This is a genomic window from Bradyrhizobium sp. CIR18, from assembly GCF_014198295.1.
Classification (GTDB): domain Bacteria; phylum Pseudomonadota; class Alphaproteobacteria; order Rhizobiales; family Xanthobacteraceae; genus Bradyrhizobium.
Map to the genome: position 1 here is coordinate 239,152 of NZ_JACIHF010000011.1, position 20,912 is coordinate 260,063.

Sequence of the window (20,912 nt, forward strand, 5' to 3'; positions counted from 1 at the left end):
TGACCTCATTGGCGGCGTCGCCTGGTGCGGGGCGTCATTGTCATCGACGGTGCCGATGCTGAAGCCGTCGTAGTCGGCGGCCGGATTCGGTATCGCTTGAGGCCCGCCTATCGTGGGTCTCGAAGTCTCTCCGCCGGCCGCCGGCGGAGCCCTGTTTGTCGTCACACGTGCCGGCTTGGTGGCACCCGGACGCGGCGACGCATCGGGCGCAGCAAGCGAAACCGGCGGGGCGACCGAAGTCTGGCTTCTCGCGTTCTGGTGCGGCCATGCGACGACAAACATGAGGCCGAGAGCCAGGAGCGTCACGCGTCTCATCCGCATCCTTTCGGCAGCTCAGGTTCAACGATCGATGGCATGGCCCGCCGAACCACGACGCGGACAGAGTATCAGGACCAGCCTTGCCGTCAAAGCGTCATGGCCCGGACAGCGCGCTGCGCCATCCGGGCGGTATTCGGCTGCATGGCCCGACAGGCAAGTCCTGCCGGCGCCGGGCGAAGCGCGCCTCGTCGGCTCAGACCAGCGTGCCCGCATGGAAGCTTGCTTGGGCGAGCAGCGATTGAATCACGACATTGTCGCCGGGACCGCCATCCAGCACGTCGAGGCCGCCGCCGCCGATCAGCACATCGTCGCCGACCCCGCCGAGCAGCGTGTCGTTGCCGGCGCTGCCGATGAGCACGTCGTCGCCGCCACCGCCGTCGAAGACCAGATGCGGCCCGCCGGGGCCGACGCCCGACGCCTCGATCACGTCGTCCCCGCTGAGGCCGTTGATGGTGATGGTGTCGTTGAAGTCGAAATTCTCGATCACCATTTGGCTTGCCAGGCCGTCGATCACCAGCGCGCCGTTGCTGTTGAGCGACAGCGTGATGACGTCGTCGCCGGTGGTGCCGTTGATCACGATGTTGTCGGCCGCGCCGTCGCCGCCGGGAGTGCCGGGGACGCCGCCAAGGTCGATCTTCACCTGCGTCACGTCGGTGCCGCTCATGTCGCCGACAATGATCTTGTCGGCGCCGCCGCGGGCATTGAACGCGATCGTCTCGACGCCGCCCGTGTCCATCGTGATTGAGGCGACGTCGCGCGTCAGCTCGGCGCGGGCGCCGTTGGCGAAGATGTTGATGGTTTCCGCGATGTTGGCGCCGTTGAACAGCAGGGTGTCGCTGCCGGCCTGACCCTCGATCGTGTCGTTGTCGTCGCCCGGATTCCAGACGAAGGTGTCATTGCCCGCGCCCATCAGCGCGACATCGTTGCCGTCGCCGCCGTTGATCAGGTCGTCGCCCTGGCTGCCAATGATGGTGTCGTTACCGATGCCGCCGTTGATCGTCAGCTGCAGCACGCCGGCGGCGAGCCCGCCGGCGTCGATGGTGTCGTCGCCGGCAAGGCCATTGAGCGTCAGCTGATCGGTTGCGTCCATTGCGGTCAGGTGGCTGGCCGCGTGCAGGCCGAACACCGTGACGCCGGCGGCATTGCCGCTGACGCCGAACGTATCGGCCCCCTGGGTCGCATCGACCGCGACGGTATCGACGGCGCCGTCGGGCGTTCCGGCCGAACCGCCGAGGTCGATGTTCACCCGCGTCACGTCGGTGCCGGTCAGATCACCGACCGTGACATGATCGCTCCCGCCCAGCGCGTGGATATCGACCTGCTCGACCCCGTGCAGGTCCATCGTGATGTTTGCGACATCGCGCGTCAGCAGCGCGCGATCGCCGTTGGCGGCAATGGCGATGTTCTCGGCAATGTTGGCGCCGAAGAACCGCAGCGCGTCGACGCCGGTGCCGCCCTCGACGGTGTCGCTGCCGTCGCCCGGATTCCACTGGACGATATCGTTGCCGGCGCCCAGCAGGGCGACGTCGTTACCCTGGTTGCCGTCGATGAAATCATTGCCGTCGCCGCCGATCAGCGTGTCGTTGCCGGCGCTGCCGAGGATCGTATCGTTGCCGGCGCCGCCATCGATCGTCAGGTGCACGATCCCTGCGACCAATGCCGCCGCCGAGATCGTGTCGTTGCCGCCGAGGCCTTGGATGAGAAGCGCATCGTTCGCGCCTTCCGCACTGCTGATGGCGACATCGGCCGGCAATCCCGTGATCGCAACCGAATTGCCGGAGCCGGACACCTCGATGGTATCGGCGCTGCGGGCGCCTTCGAGCGTCACGGTATCGGCCGCCCCGTCTCCGGTGCCGCCTGATCCGAGATCGATATTGACCTGCCTGACGTCGGTTCTCGTCAGGTCGCTGACGACGATGTTGTCGCTGCCGCCCTGCGCGTTGATGGTGACGGTTTCGATGCCGTCGAGGTCCATCGTGATGTTGCCGACATTGCGGGTCAGCAGCGTGCGTCCGTCATGGGCAGCGGACAGGGTGATCTCCTCACCGATGTTCGAGCCGTTGAACAACAGGGTGTCGGTGCCGGCCTGTCCTTCGACCTTGTCGCTGCCGTCGCCGGGATCCCACTGGAAGGTATCGTTGCCGGCGCCGAGCAGGGCGGTGTCGTTGCCTTGATTGCCGTCGATGAAGTCGTTGCCATCGCCGCCCAGCAGGCGGTCCGCGCCGTTGCCGCCGAGGATCGTGTCGTTGCCGGCCCCGCCGTCGATCGTCAGATTGATCAGTGCGGCGAGATTGCCAGTTGCGGTGACGACGTCGTCGCCGCCGCCGGCCTTGAGCACGAGGTTCTCGGTGGTGCCGATGTCCAGCGAGAACGGGGCCACATCGACCCGGTCGAAGCGCACGCGTGTGCCGTTGGCCGTGATGGCGAAGGTCTCGCCGCCGTTGCCGCCGTTCACCTCGGCGGTGTCGGTGCCTTCGCCGCCTTCCATCAGGTCGCTGTCGTCGCCGGGGTTCCAGATCATGCGGTCGTTGCCCGCTTCGCCGAACATCTGGTCGTTACCGTCGCCGCCGATCAGCACGTCATTGCCGGAGCCGCCGAACAGCAAATCGTTGCCGCCCTTGCCGAACAGCGTGTCGTGACCGGACTGGCCGAACAGCATGTCGCCAGCGGATCCGCCGGTCAGCGTATCGTTGCCCGCGCCGCCGAACAGGTTCGCCGCAGGCATCGCGCCGTTGCTCTCGTCTATCGTGATGATGTCGTTGCCGTCGAGGCCGAAGGCCTGGATCAATTTGGTGTTGGCGACCGTCGCGGGGCCACCCTTGATTGCGACCGTGCCATGGTTGACAACGATCGTCCCGGCTGCGTTGCGGCCCAACAAGACCGTGTTGTTGTGGCCGTTGCCAACGATGCTGAGGATTCCGGCAGAAAAATTTGCTGTGACAGCCATGTGCACTCGCTTTGCGTGATCGAAATGGGCCGTGCGGCGGTATTGCCGGGGCGAACGGCAGACGATCTCATCTGTAGGCCGGGATGCCGGTTCCGGCTTGACGAAGCTCTTCCGAGGGCCTCCTGTTTTTCTTGAGAACAGCTTGATTTTCGGAAGGAGCGCGGGTTTCGGGGCGCTCGACCACCCCAACCACCATTCGTTGTGTTGCCCGACGGGCAAAACACACCAGCGGTGGGTCCACCCCCTCGCGTCAAAATATTCGTATTTACAGAAATTCCGTTTTCCCGTACAAGCCGAAACATCCCGCCCGCCACAAGGGGCGTTTCGCGATCGTCACGGGACGCGGGCCGGGATGCGGTGGCCGCGACGGCGTCAGCGCGTCATGTTGGTTGCAGGGCGGGGAAACCCGTGAGCGGCGACAGGCGCGATACGACACGGCGCTGACAGCGTCTCTGTCCAGTCTCGATGGCGAGCGCACGCCAGCAATCGGGAATGCGGATGGGGATGTGCGCGGACGGAGAAGTCGTGTGGTCCTGACGCCCGGGGTCTGTGCGTCAAGTCCTGCGGTGATGTCGCGCCAACCGGCGCGCATCGATCATTCCCGCAAGGCGACGGGGGCAATAGTGCATCGCTCCCCGAGGAGAGCACGAAGGACACCGTGAAAACCATCGCGCAGGGAAGGCCGGGCGACCGGCACACCTGTCGTCCACCCCGTGCGCGCTTCTTGAGCACACGCGGGACTTCGGGTGCCAGCCGGCGCCCGGCCTTCCCTGCGCCCTTGCTTTTGACGGGGGCGGAAGAAGACAGCAAAGCTCGGGCGAAACCAGCCGCGAGGATGAGCAGCCATGTCTATCGTCTATCGCAAAAAAATCGGTCTCGTGCCCCGGACGCAGCGCAACGCGCCGCGTCTTCGCGGCGTGGTGCGCTGCAGAGCCGGGGCCCATGCATCAAAGAACGCTGCAGCGCGTCCGGGACACGAGTCAGACGCACTATGGCCGCACGCTCGCTTCCGCACTCCGCAACGACGAGTCTGCGACGCTTTGCGGTCAAACGTCATTCAGCCTCCCGCTACGCCTTCTCCTCCAGCGCGCGGCGCAGCCTTCGGATGATGACGCCGCGGGCGCGGTCGTCGGCGGCTGCCCCAACCCTGTCGTTGATGTCGAGCATGAGCTCCGACATCTCGTTGTGCCAGTCGAGACGGGTCACGGCCTCCGGTGCGAGCCGCCGGCGGTGATCGACGTCGAGCACGCGCGGTTCGGCAGCGGCGAGCTCGTAGATATCGTCGAGCATCGGCTGGTAGACCCTGGCCGCCGGAACGATGCGCTCGGCGACGCGTTCGGCGAGGCCCGCGATCGCGTCTTCCTCGCCATGGACCAGGAACAGCCCGCGGGCGATGGGCCGGCGCGCCGCGATCCAGCTGGCGATGCCGGCGCCGTCGGCATGGCCCGAATATTCGTCGATCATGCGGATGCGGGCCGCGACCTTGATCTCCTCGCCCTGGATCCGCACGGCCTTGGCTCCGTTCTGGAGAAAGCGGCCGAGCGTGCCGTTGGCCTGGAAGCCGGCGAGCAGCACGGTCGCGCGCTCGTTCCACAGCCAGCGCTTCAGATGATGGCGAATGCGGCCGGCGTCGCACATGCCGCTCGCGGCGATGATGATATGGAATCCGGACAGGCGCATGATCGCCTTGCTCTCGTCCGCGGTCTCGGTGAATTTGAGATGCGGCGAGTTGAGCAGGCGCGCAGCGTCGACGGATGGGTCGAGGCTCTCGGCATGGCGGCGGAACACTTCGGTGGCGCGGATCGCAAGCGGAGAGTCGAGGAAGATCGGTGCGGTCGGAATCTCGCCGTGCTCCATCAGGTCGACGAGGTCGACGATCAGCTCCTGGGTGCGCTCGACCGCGAAGGCAGGCATCAACAGCGCGCCGCCGGCCGTCGCGGCATCGCGCACCTCGGCCGCGAGGTGCTTGCGGCGGAGATCAGGTGTGGTGGCCTCGCGCAGCCGGTCGCCGTAGGTTGCTTCCGAGATGACGTAGTCGAAATCGGCCGGCGCTTCGGGATCGGGCTGCAGCAGCTTGGCCTCCGGCCCGACATCGCCGGACAGCAGCACGCGCAGCGGACGTGGCGCGCCCCGTTCGGCGATTTCGAGCTCGATCGAGGCCGAGCCGAGCAGATGGCCGGCGTTCCAGTAGCGCGCACGGACGCCAGGGATCACGTCGGTCCAGCGTTCATAGTCGACGGCGCGAAACGATTGCAGCGATGCAATGGCATCGGCCTGCGTGTAGATCGGCTGAACCTCCTTGCGTCCGCGCGAGGCATTGCGACGGTTGAGCTGCGTGACTTCCGATTCCTGGATGCTGCCGGCGTCTGGCAACATGTAGGAGCAGAGGTCGATCGTGCCGCGCGTTGCCAGGATCGGTCCGTCGAATCCTGCGCGCACGAGTTTCGGCAGCAGGCCGCTATGGTCGATATGGGCGTGCGTGAGCAGCACGGCATCGATATCGGCTGGGCGGAACGGAAAGGCGCCGTAGTTGAGCTCCTTCAGCGTCTTCTGGCCCTGGAACAGGCCGCAATCGACCAGGAAGCGGCCGGTCGCGGTCTGGAACAGATAGCTCGAACCGGTCACGGTGCGGGCGGCGCCGCAAAATCGAACGGTGATGCTCATGGCGTCGTCTCCGGAAGATGTATCGTGGTCAGCTCGGACCGCAAGGCGGCCGCGAGACTCTCGTCGAGCGCAATCGCGTTGGTCGGATGCGGCACGCTGTCGGTCGAGCGGATCGAGCAGATGCCGGCTTCGGTGAATGCACCGATCATCGCAGGCGGAAACAGCGCGTGCGTGATGACCGCATCGACGGAGGTGGCGCCCATCGCCGTCAGAGCCTTCGCCGCGGCCATCAGCGTGGTCCCGGACGAGACGATGTCGTCCACCAGGAGCGCCGGCCGTTCCGAGAGCAGGCCGGGATCGGCAAAGCTGATGGCCACGGAACGATCGCCGTGCCGCGTCTTTTGCGCCACCGTGTGCTGCAGTCGCAGCCGGCTCGCGATGTCGCTCACCCAGGGCTCGGACTCCATGTCGGGCCCGATCACGATAGTCGCGGGGTCGATGCCGCTTGTGGCCAGCGCGTTCGCGATCGCTGGCATGGCGGATAGGTTCTCCGCTTCGATGCCTGGAAAGACGGACCTGATGTCGGGGGTGCGGTGCAGGTGCGCATCCACGGTGACGATGCGATCCACGGTCGTTGCAAGCAGACTGCCCATGGCACGCTGGCTGATGGCCTCGCCCGCATGAAATGCAGCATCCTGCCGCATGTAGCAGAGATAGGGCGCGACCAGGACCAGCCGCTTCGCACCGTTGCGTCGCAGCGCCTCCGCGGCGAAGAGCAGGGCGATCAGCTTGTCGTTGGGTTGGTCTAGCGGGGCATGGAGGATTGTGGTGTCGGTCGCCGGCGCGACGGCAACGCGCAGCTCGCCGTCCGGAAAACGATGCACGGCGATCTCGCCGCAGGAAAGCCCAAGCCGCGCCGCGAGGTGCTTCGCCGCATCGCTGCCGCCGGGCAGTGTCTGGAGCGCGATCGTGCTCACGACGCTGACTTGCCTTGCAGGGCGTCATGACCGTTGACGATGAACCCGGTCTCCTCAGTGGCGGCATCGGCGGCCAGATCGTGCTCAGGGCGGTCGAACGTGTAGACGCGATAGAGTGGCTCGCCCTGCTCGACGCGATCGCCGATCTTCTTGAACAGGCGGATGCCGGCGCCCTTGTCGAGCGGCGCGCCGGCGGTGCGGGCGAGGCGGTTCAGACGCAGGCAGTCGATCGCGGACACGGTGCCGTCATGCGCCGCCTTGACGTCGAAGCTGAGCGATCCGAGCTCGCTGCTGCATGTCGACGGACCCTGGGCGTCGATGATCTTCTGCATCTGCTTCAGCGCCGCGCCGCTGTCGAGCAGTTCGCGCGCCCTCGCATAGCCGGCGCCGCCGCGCAGCTTCGGATCGTATTCCAGCAGATGGGCGGCGAGCCGGAGCGATTTCTCGCGCAGGTCGCGCGGCGCGTCCTTGTCGTTGCCGAGCACGGCCATGACGTCATTGGCCTCGAGCACCGGCCCGATGCCGTTGCCGATCGGCTGGCTTCCGTCGGTCGTGATCACCTCGACCGTGCGGCCGAAACGGTCGCCGACGAATTCGAACAGCTTGCGCAGCCTCATCGCCTCGACGCCATTGGTGACCTTCGCGGTCGGGCCGACCGGAATGTCGATCAACAGATGCGTCGAGCCTGCCGCGATCTTCTTGGACATGATGGAGGCGACCATCTGCTCGCGGGTATCGAGGCACAGCGGACGCTCGACCGAGATCAGGACGTCGTCGGCCGGCGACAGGTTCACGTGCCCGCCCCAGATCAGGCAGCCGTTGCAGGCCGAGACGATCGCCTTCATCTCCTCGACGCCGACATTCACCCGCGCCAGGACCTCCATGGTGTCGGCGGTGCCGGCAGGCGAAGTGATGGCGCGCGACGAAGTCTTCGGGATCGGCAGGCCATGGGCGGCGACGATCGGCACCACGACCATCGAGGTGCGATTGCCGGGAATGCCGCCGATGCAATGCTTGTCGACGACGACAGGCGTCGGCCACACCAATTGCGTGCCGGCCTGGGCCATCGCCCCGGTGAGGGCGAGCAGCTCGTCGCTGGTGATGAAGCTCGCCGAACCGATCAGGAAGGCGGCGATCTCCATGTCCGAGTAGCGATAATGCGCGAGGTCGTTGATGATCGCGCCGATTTCGGCCTGGCTCAGGGTTCGCCCGCGGATCTTCGCGCGCACCGCTTCCAGGCTCTCCGGCGGCGCGGCGGGCCTGACCGTGACCAGCGTGCCGGCGCCTTGCGCGAAGCGCCGCAACGCGGGTTCAGAGAGTCCGATCTCGTCCGGGGCCACCAGCGTATCGTCGTCCGTGATCAGCAACGTCGCGAGCAAGACCTTGCTGCCCTGACGCAGCTCGACGCGGCTGAAGCCGCGGAAGATCTCGGCGCGCAGCGCCTTCGACTGCCTGGAGACGACGACCACGTTCTCGCGGCCGGTATCGAGCCGGACGCGGCGGATCTTCAGTTGGGAGTGCGGAAGGTCTGGATGCATGAACAGGCCGGCAGGGAGGAAACACGGCCTCCATGCTTAGACATCGCCGTTCTGATGCTGTTGACCCAGATCATGGCCCGCGCGAGGGACATGGGTGGGCTGTTGCGGGCCGTCACGCAGGCGCGCTGCTGCAGGCGCGTCGGTCTGGAAATGACAGGGGAAGCCGAATGCCGTGGCGATATCGCCGATGTTGGCCGGCCAAATCGTGGATCGGGCTACTTTATCCCCGTGCTGATCGCGACAAACTTGTTGTTGAGGAGGGCGCCGCCCATGGTGTTCACGGCCGTTATGATCGCCAGCGCGATGCCTGCGGCAATGAGGCCGTACTCGATCGCGGTTGCACCATTCTCATCGGCAAGGAAGGACCTAAGCAAACGCATTGCCAACTCCCGTTCATCCGATCCAACGTATGGTCGCGTCGTTATCGGACTTGCAAAAGGATCGAATAAGTATTCATGCGCGCCAAAAGAATTAAGCCCCGGCGAACGCGTTCCTGCTCATACGACGGCATTCATTAAATTAAGGTTCTATCGATCCGTCCAAATGAATTCATACCGGCAGGGCTCCGCCGGGCTGCGCGGGCGCAGCGCCCGTCAGGGCGCGATCGTGCGGCCGCTTAACCGATTGTTGAGCCTGTTCGTCAACGGGCCGGCAAGGACACCATGGCGCTCATCCGCGCCGGTCGTCCGCATTCAACGCCCGCAACATGGCGATGCGGGCGAACATCACCCAGCCGCCGCCCGTCTCGGCCGCATTGATCAAGGTCTCGATGGCGGTCTGCCAGCGCGGCTCGTGCTGGACGTCCTCGGGCAGCCGCATGATGTAGTCGGCCGCCTCCTGAAGCGTCAGCAGCTGGCGCTTGTTGCTCACGCGAACGGGATCGTCGAACGCCGTCGACCAGGGCATGTCAGGCCGCCTGATCGGCGAGGGGTGGCATCACGGCGCAATCGCGGGGGGATGCGGCTAGCTGGCCTTCTTCGCCCGAGCAGGCGCGCGCACCGGCTTGTCGGCCTTCTTCGAAGTTTCCCTGGTCGCTTCCCTGGTCGCCGTCTTCGCAGCAGCGTCCTTGCCGCCCTTGCCGGCGATCGGCAGCAGCATCTCGCGCTGGCCTGCGACGCGCTTCTTCGGCTTCTTGGATTTGGCTGCTTCCTTGGCGACCTTCGCCGCAGGCGCGGCGTCCTTCTCGTTCGCGATGCTCTTCTTCAGCGCGTCCATCAGGTTGATGACGTTGCCGCCGCTCTTCGGCGCGGCCTTGGCGGTGATCGGGGCGCCGCTGCGCTTCTTGTTGATGAGATCGATCAGCGCGGTCTCGTAATGGTCCTCGAACAGCTCAGGCTCGAACGCGCCGGATTTCTTCTCGACGATGTGCTTGGCGAGGTCGAGCATGTCCCTGGTCAGCTTCACGTCCTGGATGTCGTCGAAATATTCGGTCTCGCTGCGGACCTCGTAGGGATAGCGCAGCAGCGTGCCCATCAGCCCGCTCTCGAGCGGCTCGAGTGCGATGATGTGCTCGCGGTTGGTCAGCACCACGCGGCCGATCGCGACCTTGTCCATGCTGCGGATGGTCTCGCGGATCACCGCATAGGCGTCATGGCCGACCTTGCCGTCGGGCACGAGATAATAGGGGCGGATCAGATAGCGGTTGTCGATGTCGGCCTTCGGCACGAACTCGTCGATATCGATCGTGTGGGTCGAATCGAGCGCGATGTCGTCGAGCTCGTCCTTGGTGACCTCGATATAGGTGTCGGTGTCGACCTTGTAGCCCTTGACGATGTCCTCGGAGGTCACCTCGTCGCCGGTCTCGGCGTCGACCTTGAGGTACTTGATGCGGTGGCCGGTCTTGCGGTTGATCTGGTTGAAGGAGACCTTCTCGGTATCCGAAGTGGCCGGATAGAGCGCGACCGGGCAGGTCACGAGCGACAAACGCAGAAAACCCTTCCAATTGGCGCGGGGGGCCATGGGCTACTCCAAACGCAACAAGGACAGACTTACGAGGATACCATCGGGAAACAGCGAATCATAGCAAGGCCGGGCGTTGAATCTTGCAACTGCGTTAACCGGCCGTAGGGCGTGGGGTTGCTGTCCCGATCGGGTGGCAAAAGCCGGAACATCACATCGGATCGGGCGTTGGCTCCGCATACACGGCTGCGAGGAGGTCGCGGTCATCGGAGGCGACACGCAGAGATTGAGGGCATCATGGCAACCACGCGAGAGCAGCGTCAGATCGTCGAAACACCAACCGAGGCGCGTCAGGGCGAACCTGGGCCGTCAGTTGCCGCATTGCTCGCCATCTCGACCGGGCTTGCGATCCTGATCCTCGCCGTCATCTGGTTCGTGTTCTTCCGGACCTGACGGCCGAATTCACGGGAAGGGCGGACCTTCCGACCTGCCGCGGGACGCGGCACACTGCGCCCGCCATGTTGCCGGCTCGTCCGGTCGCATGGCGGGCGCGGTCGCATCGGCTGCTGACCTATCGTATATGACCAAAAAGTAACGCGCCCGGTTCCCCGCGTTCATATTCAGTTCACGCCGGAATTGCTCATCTGGTGTGGTGTTGATGCGGCCTATGTCTGGAGAGAAGCGTGCGCCTGCTCGTTGTTGAGGACGACCCCGATCTCAATCGCCAGCTCACCAAGGCGTTGACCGACGCCGGCTATGTCGTCGATCGCGCCTTCGACGGAGAGGAGGGGCACTATCTCGGCGATAACGAACCGTATGATGCCGTCGTGCTCGACATCGGCCTGCCGAAGAAGGACGGCATCTCGGTGCTGGAGGCCTGGCGCCGCAACGGCCGCACCATGCCGGTCCTGATCCTCACCGCACGCGACCGCTGGAGCGACAAGGTGCAGGGCTTCGATGCCGGCGCCGACGACTACGTCGCAAAGCCGTTCCATCTGGAGGAGGTGCTGGCGCGCATCCGCGCGCTGCTGCGCCGCTCGACCGGCCATGCCCAGAGCGAGCTGAGCTGCGGTCCCGTCACGCTAGACACCAGGACCGGCCGCGTCAGCGTCTCCGGCAATCCGGTCAAGATGACCTCGCACGAATATCGGCTTCTGGCCTACCTGATGCACCATTCCGGGCGCGTGGTCTCGCGCACCGAGCTGGTCGAGCACCTCTACGATCAGGATTTCGACCGTGACTCCAATACGATCGAGGTGTTCGTCGGCCGCATCCGCAAGAAGCTCGACGTCGACATCATCCAGACCGTCCGCGGCCTCGGCTATCTCCTGACCCCGCCGGCCGCCTGACGCGTTCCGGGGCTTGACGGGCAGCCCGGCAGGGGCCTTGGTCCGGTCATGAGCTCTGACGCCCCGCCATCCTGCGCCTCCCGGGATCATTCCGATGGCCGCTAGTTCGCTTGCGACCCGCCTGTTCCTGTCGGCGACCGCCTGGCTCGTGGTGATCCTGGCCATCACCGGCGTGGTGCTGTCGTCGGTCTACAAGAACGCCACCGAGCGCGCCTTCGACAGGCGGCTCAATCTCTATCTCCGCACCCTCATCGCCGAGGTCGCAACTCCCGACGAGCCGCCCGACCGCCAGTTCCAGTCGCTGGGCGAGCCGCTGTTCGAGCTGCCGCTGTCCGGCTGGTACTGGCAGATCACGCGGACCGACACCGAGAAACCGGAGGTACGCTCCTCGCGCTCGCTCTGGGACAAGAAGCTGCCGAAGCTGGAAGAGCAGGGCGCCGAGCTCACCGCCGCCGGCATCCGGCTGGCCTATGTCGACGGGCCCGAGGGGCAGAATCTGCGCATGGTCGAGCGTCCCGTCGATCTCGGCGCCGATGGCAAGTTTCTGGTCAGCGTCGCCGGCGACGACACCGAGATTTTCGACGAGACGCGCAGCTTCGACTATTATCTCGGCGGCACCTTCACCGCGCTCGGCATCGTGCTGCTGCTGACGACCGTGTTCCAGGTCCGCTTCGGCCTCGCACCGCTCAAGCGCATCTCGGAATCGATCGCCGACATCCGTTCCGGGCGGGCGGAGCGGCTCGAGGGCGAATTCCCGGTCGAGATCGCGCCGCTGGCGCGCGAGACCAACGCGCTGATCGATGCCAATCGCGAGATCGTCGAGCGCGCGCGCACCCATGTCGGCAATCTCGCCCACGCGATCAAGACGCCGCTCTCGGTCATCGTCAACGAGGCCGGCGCCCACATCACCGATCCCTTCGCGGCCAAGGTGATGGAGCAGGCGGATGTGATGCGCGACCAGGTCGCTCATCACCTGGAGCGCGCGCGTATCGCGGCGCGAGTCTCGGTGGTCGCGACCGTGACGGAAGTGGCGCCGGCCATCGAGGCATTGCGGCGGACCATGGAGAAGATCCATCGCGACCGCGGCATCGTGGTCGAAGCCAAGGCCGATCCGTCGGCAAAATTTCGCGGCGAGCGGCAGGATCTGGAGGAGATGGTCGGCAATCTCGTCGACAATGCCTGCAAATGGGCGGCCTTGCGCGTCTTCATCGAGGTCCTCGTGGAGCCGCCGCACCAGGCGGGGGTGGGCCCGCGGCTGCGGATCATCGTCGATGACGACGGCCGTGGCCTGTCGGAAGCCGAGCGTGCGCAGGTCTCCCGGCGTGGCCAGCGGCTCGACGAGTCCAAGCCCGGCTCGGGTCTGGGGCTGTCGATCGTGACCGACCTCGCCGCGCTCTATGGCGGCAGCCTCTCGCTCGGTGGTGCGCCGACCGGCGGCCTGCGCGCTGAACTGGTCCTTCCCGGCATGTAATCCATTGTTCCGACGAGGTTATTTCGTCCTCGTCGATGCCCGGCCGCAGCAAACTGGCGGGATTCGGTCCGACGTCCTAAACGGCTTCTTAAGTGGGGGCCTCCTATGATCGCGCCGGACCCATCCCATGTCCGCCATTTTACCGTGCATTACCCGGGCGCATGAGCCAGACATCGATCGAGCGGCTGAGGGAATATCTCGCGCAGCTCCCGCCGCAGGCGCAGGCGCTGCTGATGCGGGAGTTCGAGCGCGCGCTGGAGCGCGGCCAGGACACGGCCGTCGCGACCCTGGTGCTCGAGCAGTTGCGCAAGATCGTCCGCAAGTCCGAAGCCGACGAAGCCCCGCCGCCGCGCACGGACGATCTGTCGCGGCTGCTGTTCCAGGCGTTGGAACCGTTCCTGATCGAGGCTGGCGTCCCGCTGCGGGTCGGCCAGATCCGCCGCAACTCGCTCCAGCCGATCTGGCAATGGCTCGGCCGCGACGGCGCACCGGGCAAGGTGAACGAATTCGAGGCCGCGCTGGCGCGGATGCCCCCCGATAGTGCGGGGCAGGTCGAGGCCCTCGCGCAGAAGCTCCAGGGGGTGGCTGCGGATGCCATTTTCGAGCTGACCGGTCCCGGCGGCGGCGACAAGTCGCGCGCGCTGGCCCGGGTCGGCGCGCCCAACGTGATCGAGGACCTCTATTCGATCGGAGCGGTGCTTCAGGTCCGGGAGGCCATCGCCGGCTTGAACGAGAAGCTGCCGCGCACCTTGCGCGCTTTCGGCGATCCCCAGATCGCCTCGGTGACGTCGGCGCTCAACATTCCGGTGCTGCAGACCCCGCAGATGCTGCCCTTCGCGCTGTCGATCGTGGTGCAGCGGATGACTGCGCCGTGGCAGATCATCCGCCTCGCCATCAAGATTGCCGCGTCCGACGACGAGATCCGCGTCGCGGCGACGCCTTACGGCGTTGCCGTCACGATCGCGCTGCACGACCTGTCCTGTGTTGCCGCCACCCTGCGCATGGACATCAAGCGCGGCCATTTCGACAATGTTGCCGGCAACCTCAAGGCGTTGCACGACGGCGTGCGCGGCCTGCGCACCGAGCTCGACCTGCGCAACGATTCCGCCTGGGGCAAGCAACTGACCTCGATCCGGGCCGACATCTCCAATGCGCTGCAATCCGAGATCGACAGCGTTCCCGGCCGGGTTCGCCGCATCCTGCGCCAGCGCCCCGAGAAAGACATTCCGCCGGGTGCGCGGATCGACAGCACCGAGGTGGAGGAAACGGCGGCGCTGATCGATTTCGTCGCGACCTGCCGCAATTATGCGAGCGAGCTTGCGATCAACGAGGTGACGCTGCGCACCTATTCCGACCTCCAGCAATATGTCGAACGTTCGACCGAGCAGCTGGTGCAGTCGCTGCGCGCCGCCGATCACAAGGTGCGCACCTATCGGCAGCAGCAGGTGCAGGCCGCGATTCGCTTCTGCCAGGTGCTGTTTGGCGATGATTACGCCTCGTTGATGAGCCGGGCCGCGGAGAACGCAGCGACCGGCGAGCGCAAATCGTCGCGCGCAAGCTAACCTAAGCGCATATTTTCGTGATCACAATTTGTGGTTGACGGTGCCAGTGGTGCGCCGTACGGTCCCCGTGCAAGTCCGGGGAACTTCTATTTGTGGGCGCATGAAACCCGTTATCAGCTCCATCGAAATCGAGAACCGCATCATTGTTGCCAAGTATCAGAGACTGATGGTCGGTGCCAAAGTGGTGCTGGTCGAGAAGGCAAGCGGTCGGCAACTCTCCGAGACAATCACGAGGGTTGCATCCCCGGTTCCGGTCGGAGCGCTGCGCATCAGATTGCCGGACGCAGTCAAGCCGGGAACATACTTCCTGAGGGCCTTCAACGGCCACGGTGAGGACGCCGCGCAAAGTACGGACTTCGAGATCGGCTAAGCCGTTGGATTTTCACCGTTTCGAGACCGCGCGCGGTCGCGCCAAATTGACAATTGTCAATTGCCGCATCGTCCGGCCGTGGTGTAAAGCCACCTATGGGCGCGGTTCGTGCGCTGCCGGAAGCTTGCCAGATGACGCTATGGTTCGTGTTCGCGCTGATGACGGTCGCGGCGATTTTCGCCGTGCTCTGGCCGCTTGGCCGCAATGGACGCGCGCAAGACCAGGGCAGCGAGGTCGCGGTTTACAAGGACCAATTGGCCGAGATCGAGCGTGATCTCGCCGCAGGCTTGATTCCCGCGCCGGACGCCGAGGCTGCGCGCGTCGAGATCAGCCGCAGGCTGCTCGCTGCGGCCGCCAGCGAGCCAGCCATGGCGCCGAAATCGAATCTCAAATGGCGCCGCGCGGCGGCCGTGCTGGCGCTCGCGGGCCTGCCGCTCGTTGCGATCGGCATTTATATGCCACTCGGCTCGCCCCGGCTTCAGGACTTTCCCCTGGCGCAGCGCGAGCGCGGATCCGGGTCCGGCGTGGCGCAGTCGCTCGAGAATCTCGTCGTGCAGGTCCAGCAGCATCTGGAGAAGAATCCGACCGACGGGCGCGGCTGGAATGTGCTCGCGCCGGTGCTGGAGCGGCTCGGCCGTTTCGACGATGCGGTGCGTGCCTATCGCAACTCGCTCACCTATAATGGCGAGAGCGCGGAGCGCCGGTCCGATCTCGGCGAAGCGATCTCGGCTGCCGCCGGCGGTGTGGTGACCGTCGAGGCCAAGGCGGAGTTCGAGCGTGCGCAGGCCCTGAACGCGGACGATCCCAAGGCGAACTACTTCCTGGGCCTTGCTGCCGAGCAGGATGGTCGCAAGGGCGATGCAGCCACGATCTGGCGCGCGCTGCTTGTGAAAGCGCCCGCGGATGCGCCATGGCGTGCCCTGGTGCAGTCCTCGCTGGCGCGGGTCGGTGGCGGGACGATGCCGGCTCTGTCGGACGAGACGATTGCTGCGTCCAAGGATATGGCCGAAGGCGATCGCAACGCGATGGTGCGCGGCATGGTCGATCGTCTGGCCACCCGGTTGAAGCAGAACGGCGACGACGTCGATGGATGGTTGCGCCTGGTGCGCGCCTATCTCGTGATGGGCGAGCGGGACAAGGCCATGGGGGCATCGGCCGATGCCCGGCAGGCGGTTGCCAGCGACGCCGAGCGGCTGCGCCAGCTCAACGAAGGCCTCAGGACTCTCGGGCTCGGCGGATGACGATGTCGGAACGAGCGAAGCGGAGAACGGATACGCCATGACGCGCAAGCAGCGACGTATGACCATCATCGGCGGCTCGCTCGCCGTGCTCGCGCTCGCGGCCGCGCTGGTGCTCAATGCACTTCGCGACTCCATCGTGTTCTTCTCGACGCCGACCATGGTCGCCGAGAAGCACGTCGAGCCAGGCAAGCGGTTTCGCCTCGGTGGACTGGTGCAGCCCGGCTCGCTCCAGCGCGGCGACAATCTCGCGGTGACCTTCGAGGTTGCCGACGGCAATGCCAAGCTGCCGGTGGCCTACAAGGGCATCCTGCCCGACCTGTTCCGCGAGGGGCAGGGCGTCGTCGCTGAAGGCGCGCTCGACGCCCATGGCGTGTTCAAGGCCGATACGGTGCTTGCCAAGCACGACGAGACCTACATGCCCAAGGACGTCGCCGACGCCCTGAAGAAGCAGGGGCACTGGAAGGACGATTACGGCGGCAAGCCGTCTGACAGCGGCAAGACGTCTGACGCGGGCAAGCCCGCGGCGACGACCGCGCAGGGCAACCCGCAGGGAGCAATGCGGTGATCGCAGAATCCGGACATTACGCGCTGGTGCTGGCGCTTGGGCTCGCATTGATCCAGTCGATTGTGCCGCTGATCGGCGCACGCCTGAACGATGTCGCGCTGATGAATGTGGCGCGCTCCACGGCGCTGGCGCAGCTGCTGTTCGTCGGTGCCTCGTTCGTCGCTCTCGTGATGCTGCACGTGAACTCGGACTTCTCCGTCGCCAACGTCTACGAGAATTCCCACTCGATGAAGCCGCTGCTCTACAAGATCACCGGCGTGTGGGGAAACCATGAAGGCTCGATGCTGTTGTGGGTGTCGATCCTCGCGCTGTTCGGCGGACTGGTCGCCGCGTTCGGCAACAATCTGCCGCTGTCGCTGCGCGCGCACGTGCTCGCCGTGCAGGCGTGGGTCGCCAGCGCCTTCTACCTCTTCATCCTCGTGACATCGAACCCGTTCCTGCGCATCGCCACCCCGCCGGTCGAGGGCCGCGATCTCAATCCGGTGCTCCAGGACATCGGGCTCGCCGTGCATCCGCCGATGCTCTATCTCGGTTATGTCGGCTTTTCGATCTCGTTCTCCTTCGCAATCGCGGCGCTGATGGAGGGCCGGATCGATGCGGCCTGGGCGCGCTGGGTGCGTCCCTGGACGCTGGTCGCCTGGATATTCCTGACGCTCGGCATCGCCATGGGCTCGTACTGGGCCTATTACGAGCTCGGCTGGGGCGGCTGGTGGTTCTGGGATCCGGTCGAGAACGCCTCGCTGATGCCGTGGCTCTCCGGTACCGCGCTGCTGCATTCGGCCCTGGTGATGGAGAAGCGCAACGCGCTGAAGGTCTGGACCATCCTGCTCTCGATCCTGACCTTCTCGCTGTCACTGCTCGGCACCTTCCTGGTGCGCTCAGGCGTCATCACCTCGGTGCACGCCTTCGCCACCGATCCCACCCGTGGCGTGTTCATCCTGCTGATCCTCTGCCTGTTCATTGGCGGCAGCCTGGCCCTGTTCGCGGGCCGCGCCACGTCGTTGAAGCAGGGCGGCCTGTTCGCGCCGATCTCGCGCGAGGGTGCGCTGGTGCTGAACAATCTGCTGCTCACGGTCGCCTGCGCGGTCGTGCTGTTCGGCACGCTCTATCCGCTCGCGATGGAAATGCTCGCCGACTTCAAGATGTCGGTCGGTGCGCCCTTCTACAATCTCACCTTCGCGCCGCTGTTTACCCTGTTGCTGCTTGCCGTGCCGTTCGGGCCGATGCTGGCGTGGAAGCGCGGCGATCTGCTCGGCGTGACGCAGCGCCTGTTAGCTGCGGGCGTTGCCGGGCTCGTCGCCGTCGCCATCGCCTGGGGCTGGGCCAGCGGGGGCAGCACGCTGGCGCCGCTCGCGATCGGGCTTGGCATCTTCGTCATCGGCGGCGCGGTCACCGACATCGTCGAACGGACCGGCTTCGTGCGGCTGCCGTTCGCAACGGTGCTGCACCGGGCGCGCGGCATGCCGCGCTCGGCCTGGGGCACGGCGTTCGCGCATGCCGGCCTCGGCGTCGCGCTGATCGGGATCGTCTGCGAAACCACCTGGAATAGCGAATATATCGCGACCATGAAGCAGAACGACGTCGCCCACATCGCCGGCTTCGACGTGAAGCTCGACGGATTGCTGCAGCGTCAGGGCCCGAATTACCGCGAGATGATCGCCGAGTTCAACGTCAGCCTCGATGGCAAGCCGCTCAGCGTCATGACGCCCTCCAAGCGCAGCTTCACCACCCGCGGCTCCTCGACCACCGAGGCCGCGCTACTGACGCGCGGCGCGAGCCAGCTCTACATTTCGCTCGGCGAGGCCAATGCCGAGGGCGCCATCGCCGTGCGGATCTATCACAAGCCGCTGGTGCTGCTGATCTGGTGGGGGCCGGTGCTGATGGCGTTCGGTGGCGTGCTGTCGCTGTCCGACCGGCGCCTGCGGGTCGGCGCGCCGAAGCCGGCGCGGGCCAAGCAGCGCCTCCAGCCGGCGGAGTGATCCGATGCGCCGGATGATGGCCGCGTTCGTCCTGCTGATGCTGCTGGCCTTGCCGGCGGCCCACGCCGTGCAGCCCGACGAGATCATGCCGGATCCCGCCAAGGAAGCCCGCGCGCGGGAGCTGTCGCGCGAGCTGCGCTGCATGGTCTGCCAGAACCAGTCGATCGATGATTCCGATGCGCCGCTGGCGCGCGACCTGCGGCTCCTGGTGCGCGAGCGCATCGGCGCCGGCGACAGCAACTCGCAGGTGCTCGACTTCCTGGTCGCGCGCTATGGCGAGTTCGTGCTGCTGAAACCACGCTTCGAACGTCAGACCCTGCTGCTGTGGCTGCTCGGGCCGCTGCTGCTGATCGGCGGCGGCGTGGCGCTTTGGCTGCAAATCCGGCGTCGTGCGCGCAGTGGTGCAGACGTACCTGCTCCGCCGCTCACTGCGGACGAACAGGCGCGGCTCGCCGCGTTGATGTCCGATGATGCGAAGTCGTCCTAGGCTACGTAATGATACTTAGGCCGCTTGGCGCAGCTTGTTTCATGCTCTGTTGACCTTTGTCTGGAAGCTTGTCGCAAGATTCGATTCCAGCCTTTGAGTCCCCCCATGTTCGCGAACAGCAATCTGACGATCCGCTTCCTGGTCGGCGCCGTCGTCACTGCATTATTGTTTCTGCTGGGCATCGGCGGCGGTACCGGCTTCATCGCGGTGCTCTATCTCAACAACGAGATCACCAGCCTGTCGGCGGACTTCGCCGCGCTGAGCGGCCCCGCGCGCGACCACGCCATGCAGATCTACCAGCAGGCGCAGACTGCGTTCTCCTATTTCCTGATGGCCTGCGGCGTGATCGCCGTCGTCGCCGTCGCGATCTGCTTCACCACCTGGTTCGCCGTGCGCAACGGCATCCTCAGTCCACTGGCCGCGATCGTGCACGCCATGCGCGAGGTCGCCGACCAGAAATTCCAGACATCGGTTCCGGGGCTTGGCCGCACCAACGAGATCGGCCTGCTCGCCGGTGCGCTGGAGGTCTTCAAGACCAACGGGCTCGAGCGGCGCCATCTCACCGAGCAGCAGCTGCGCGAAGCCCAGCACCAGGCCGAGCGATCGAAATTCCTGGACGACCGGATCAAGCGCTTCAACGATCTCGTCGCCAGCGTCGTCGACAGCGTGGCCTCATCGGCCGTGCATTTGAAGAGCAACGCCGAGACGCTGTCGCGGACCGCCAACGACACCAGCACCAAGGCCAATGCAGTCGCGAGCGCGGCGAGCCAGGCCAGCGCCAGCGTGCAGACGGTCGCAGGTTCTGCCGAGGAGATGACGAACTCGATCGGCACGATCAGCCGCCGCGTCACCGACGCGACCCAGCGCGCCGAGGGCGCGGCGTCCCAGGCGGAGAAGAGCCGCGACACCATCCACACGCTGTCGGATGCCGCCGACAAGATCGGCGAGGTCGTGCAGCTCGTGCAGGCGATCGCATCGCAGACTAATCTGCTGGCGCTGAATGCCACCATCGAGGCGGCGCGGGCAGGGGAGGCCGGCAAGGGGTTTGCGGTGGTCGCCTCGGAGGTGAAGAATCTGGCGCATCAGACCAGCAAGGCGACGGAGGAGATCACCTCTCATGTCGCCAGCATTCAGGGCATCACCGCGGAGACGCGCGGCGCGATCGACGGCATTTCCAAGACGCTGTCGGAGATCTCGTCCATCATGTCCGGCATCGAGGTCGATACCGCCCAGCAGCGCAACGCCACGCAGGAGATCACGCGCAGCGCCCAGAACGCCGCGCACGGAACCCTCGACGTCTCCAACCATATCGTCCAGATCACCTCGACCTCCGCACAGACCGGCCGCATGGCCGCCGAGGCGCGGGATTCCGCGGTCGACCTGTCGCAGCAGGCCGCGACCCTGAAGCGCGAGGTCGACGAGTTCATCGTCAGCGTCAGGGCAAGCTGAGCGCGCCAAAACGCGCCTGCGACGCCATCACGGGAACTCGGTTAAGTTCCTGTGAGGCCACAATTTTCGGTCTGCGCCGAACTGCCGCATCGCACCTGGCCCTTCATTACAAAAGTTTAACCCCGCCGCCAGCGCACGGTAAGGCGGGAGCCCCCA

The 20,912-nt window shown here is 65.8% G+C and carries 17 protein-coding genes; 10 read left to right on the forward strand and 7 right to left on the reverse strand.

Features of this window, described 5'->3' with window-relative positions:
• Nucleotides 1–511: 511 nt before the first annotated feature.
• The 7 genes from GGD65_RS29105 to GGD65_RS29135 form a co-directional block, all read right to left on the reverse strand.
• Nucleotides 512–3,265 carry a calcium-binding protein gene (locus tag GGD65_RS29105; RefSeq protein WP_183237413.1) on the reverse strand — a complete coding sequence of 918 codons (2,754 nt, stop codon included), beginning with the start codon at nt 3,263–3,265 and terminating at the stop codon, nt 512–514.
• Between the two features lie 1,068 nt (nt 3,266–4,333).
• Entirely contained in the window at nt 4,334–5,929 is a 1,596-nt protein-coding gene (locus tag GGD65_RS29110; RefSeq protein ID WP_183237414.1) for an MBL fold metallo-hydrolase, read from the reverse strand.
• Nucleotides 5,926–6,846: a ribose-phosphate pyrophosphokinase gene (locus GGD65_RS29115; protein WP_183237415.1), complete on the reverse strand. Its 921-nt coding sequence runs from the start codon at nt 6,844–6,846 to the stop codon at nt 5,926–5,928. Before GGD65_RS29115 ends, GGD65_RS29110 begins: the two co-directional genes overlap by 4 nt.
• Entirely contained in the window at nt 6,843–8,384 is a 1,542-nt protein-coding gene (locus GGD65_RS29120) for a thymidine phosphorylase family protein (RefSeq protein WP_183237416.1), read from the reverse strand. Before GGD65_RS29120 ends, GGD65_RS29115 begins: the two co-directional genes overlap by 4 nt.
• Before the next feature lie 215 nt (nt 8,385–8,599).
• Nucleotides 8,600–8,764, reverse strand: a complete 165-nt coding sequence (locus tag GGD65_RS29125) for a Flp family type IVb pilin (protein ID WP_018315817.1) — start codon at nt 8,762–8,764, stop codon at nt 8,600–8,602.
• A 289-nt stretch (nt 8,765–9,053) separates the two neighbouring features.
• Nucleotides 9,054–9,290: a hypothetical protein gene (locus GGD65_RS29130; RefSeq protein WP_018315818.1), complete on the reverse strand. Its 237-nt coding sequence runs from the start codon at nt 9,288–9,290 to the stop codon at nt 9,054–9,056.
• 57 nt (nt 9,291–9,347) lie between these two features.
• Nucleotides 9,348–10,343, reverse strand: coding sequence for a Ku protein (locus GGD65_RS29135; protein WP_183237417.1), 996 nt, complete (start codon nt 10,341–10,343; stop codon nt 9,348–9,350).
• Nucleotides 10,344–10,580: 237 nt separating this feature from the next.
• Here GGD65_RS29135 and GGD65_RS29140 point away from each other — a divergent pair, with 237 nt between their 5' ends.
• The 10 genes from GGD65_RS29140 to GGD65_RS29185 all read left to right on the forward strand — a co-directional run bounded on the left by GGD65_RS29140 (nt 10,581) and on the right by GGD65_RS29185 (nt 20,756).
• Entirely contained in the window at nt 10,581–10,736 is a 156-nt protein-coding gene (locus GGD65_RS29140; protein WP_018315820.1) for a hypothetical protein, read from the forward strand.
• A gap of 230 nt (nt 10,737–10,966) precedes the next feature.
• Nucleotides 10,967–11,632 (forward strand): response regulator transcription factor, encoded by a 666-nt coding sequence (locus GGD65_RS29145; protein WP_018315821.1) that lies wholly within the window; start codon nt 10,967–10,969, stop codon nt 11,630–11,632.
• A gap of 94 nt (nt 11,633–11,726) precedes the next feature.
• Nucleotides 11,727–13,103: a sensor histidine kinase gene (locus GGD65_RS29150; protein WP_018315822.1), complete on the forward strand. Its 1,377-nt coding sequence runs from the start codon at nt 11,727–11,729 to the stop codon at nt 13,101–13,103.
• 161 nt (nt 13,104–13,264) lie between these two features.
• The gene (locus GGD65_RS29155) at nt 13,265–14,665 is read left to right on the forward strand and encodes a hypothetical protein (protein WP_183237418.1); all 1,401 of its coding nucleotides are present in this window, start codon (nt 13,265–13,267) and stop codon (nt 14,663–14,665) included.
• 100 nt (nt 14,666–14,765) lie between these two features.
• On the forward strand, nt 14,766–15,035 hold the full coding sequence (locus GGD65_RS29160) for a hypothetical protein (protein ID WP_028143006.1): 270 nt from the start codon (nt 14,766–14,768) through the stop codon (nt 15,033–15,035).
• Between the two features lie 131 nt (nt 15,036–15,166).
• Complete coding sequence (ccmI, locus tag GGD65_RS29165; protein ID WP_092256895.1) at nt 15,167–16,276, forward strand: c-type cytochrome biogenesis protein CcmI; 1,110 nt, start codon at nt 15,167–15,169, stop codon at nt 16,274–16,276.
• Nucleotides 16,277–16,313: 37 nt separating this feature from the next.
• Nucleotides 16,314–16,841 (forward strand): cytochrome c maturation protein CcmE, encoded by a 528-nt coding sequence (gene ccmE / locus GGD65_RS29170; RefSeq protein WP_028143008.1) that lies wholly within the window; start codon nt 16,314–16,316, stop codon nt 16,839–16,841.
• The gene (locus GGD65_RS29175) at nt 16,838–18,820 is read left to right on the forward strand and encodes a heme lyase CcmF/NrfE family subunit (RefSeq protein ID WP_183237419.1); all 1,983 of its coding nucleotides are present in this window, start codon (nt 16,838–16,840) and stop codon (nt 18,818–18,820) included. The genes ccmE and GGD65_RS29175 overlap by 4 nt, the downstream gene beginning before the upstream one ends.
• 4 nt (nt 18,821–18,824) lie before the next feature.
• On the forward strand, nt 18,825–19,307 hold the full coding sequence (locus GGD65_RS29180; protein WP_018315828.1) for a cytochrome c-type biogenesis protein: 483 nt from the start codon (nt 18,825–18,827) through the stop codon (nt 19,305–19,307).
• 105 nt (nt 19,308–19,412) lie between these two features.
• A complete protein-coding gene (locus GGD65_RS29185) occupies nt 19,413–20,756 on the forward strand; it encodes a methyl-accepting chemotaxis protein (RefSeq protein WP_183237420.1) in 1,344 nt (447 codons plus the stop codon).
• Nucleotides 20,757–20,912: the final 156 nt, after the last annotated feature.

Coding starts and splice junctions, on each gene's coding strand:
- GGD65_RS29185 (WP_183237420.1), top strand. CDS start 19,413: ATGTTCGCGAACAGCAATCTGACGATCCGCTTCCTGGTCGGCGCCGTC.
- GGD65_RS29105 (WP_183237413.1), bottom strand. CDS start 3,265: ATGGCTGTCACAGCAAATTTTTCTGCCGGAATCCTCAGCATCGTTGGC.
- ccmE (WP_028143008.1), top strand. CDS start 16,314: ATGACGCGCAAGCAGCGACGTATGACCATCATCGGCGGCTCGCTCGCC.
- GGD65_RS29140 (WP_018315820.1), top strand. CDS start 10,581: ATGGCAACCACGCGAGAGCAGCGTCAGATCGTCGAAACACCAACCGAG.
- GGD65_RS29130 (WP_018315818.1), bottom strand. CDS start 9,290: ATGCCCTGGTCGACGGCGTTCGACGATCCCGTTCGCGTGAGCAACAAG.
- GGD65_RS29160 (WP_028143006.1), top strand. CDS start 14,766: ATGAAACCCGTTATCAGCTCCATCGAAATCGAGAACCGCATCATTGTT.
- GGD65_RS29180 (WP_018315828.1), top strand. CDS start 18,825: ATGCGCCGGATGATGGCCGCGTTCGTCCTGCTGATGCTGCTGGCCTTG.
- GGD65_RS29110 (WP_183237414.1), bottom strand. CDS start 5,929: ATGAGCATCACCGTTCGATTTTGCGGCGCCGCCCGCACCGTGACCGGT.
- GGD65_RS29125 (WP_018315817.1), bottom strand. CDS start 8,764: ATGCGTTTGCTTAGGTCCTTCCTTGCCGATGAGAATGGTGCAACCGCG.
- GGD65_RS29150 (WP_018315822.1), top strand. CDS start 11,727: ATGGCCGCTAGTTCGCTTGCGACCCGCCTGTTCCTGTCGGCGACCGCC.
- GGD65_RS29120 (WP_183237416.1), bottom strand. CDS start 8,384: ATGCATCCAGACCTTCCGCACTCCCAACTGAAGATCCGCCGCGTCCGG.
- ccmI (WP_092256895.1), top strand. CDS start 15,167: ATGACGCTATGGTTCGTGTTCGCGCTGATGACGGTCGCGGCGATTTTC.
- GGD65_RS29135 (WP_183237417.1), bottom strand. CDS start 10,343: ATGGCCCCCCGCGCCAATTGGAAGGGTTTTCTGCGTTTGTCGCTCGTG.
- GGD65_RS29155 (WP_183237418.1), top strand. CDS start 13,265: ATGAGCCAGACATCGATCGAGCGGCTGAGGGAATATCTCGCGCAGCTC.